The organism is Metalysinibacillus jejuensis, assembly GCF_003057615.1.
Lineage (GTDB): Bacteria > Bacillota > Bacilli > Bacillales_A > Planococcaceae > Metalysinibacillus > Metalysinibacillus jejuensis.
This window is the reverse complement of the sequence record NZ_QAFW01000200.1, coordinates 1-347: the sequence shown is the minus strand read 5'-3', so window position 1 is coordinate 347 and position 347 is coordinate 1. Positions and strand designations below refer to the sequence as shown.

The window sequence follows — 347 nt, the reverse complement described above, 5'->3', positions numbered from 1 at the left end:
CCTAAACGTTTTGAAAGTGTCGAATAGTCCACTGATTTTAAGCCGTGTGCGGGTGCAACATCCGCAGCGTGGCGCATACTTTTCCATTCAAATGTAGCAGCACCAACCAAGTAGTCTAAAAGTGTCGCTACATTACATTTACGAGCCGTATCTTCAAACTGAAACTCAGCTAGAATCCCGTCCAGCTCTTCCTGTGAAATAAAGTTTTGAAGTAATGTGAAAATCGTGGTATTCTTAGCCATGAGAGATTCCTCCTCGTAAATGTTGGTGTGGTAACTTACATTTTACATGGAATCTCTCTTTTTTATTAGTTTTTTATAGGAAAATTTAGTTAATCAACAGACGTG

The 347-nt window shown here is 39.2% G+C and carries 1 pseudogene; it reads right to left on the bottom strand.

Annotation, left to right across the window (positions count from 1 at the left end):
- A pseudogene (locus DDE80_RS14875) lies at positions 1-242 on the bottom strand (IS4 family transposase); the annotation flags it as partial.
- Positions 243-347: the final 105 nt, after the last annotated feature.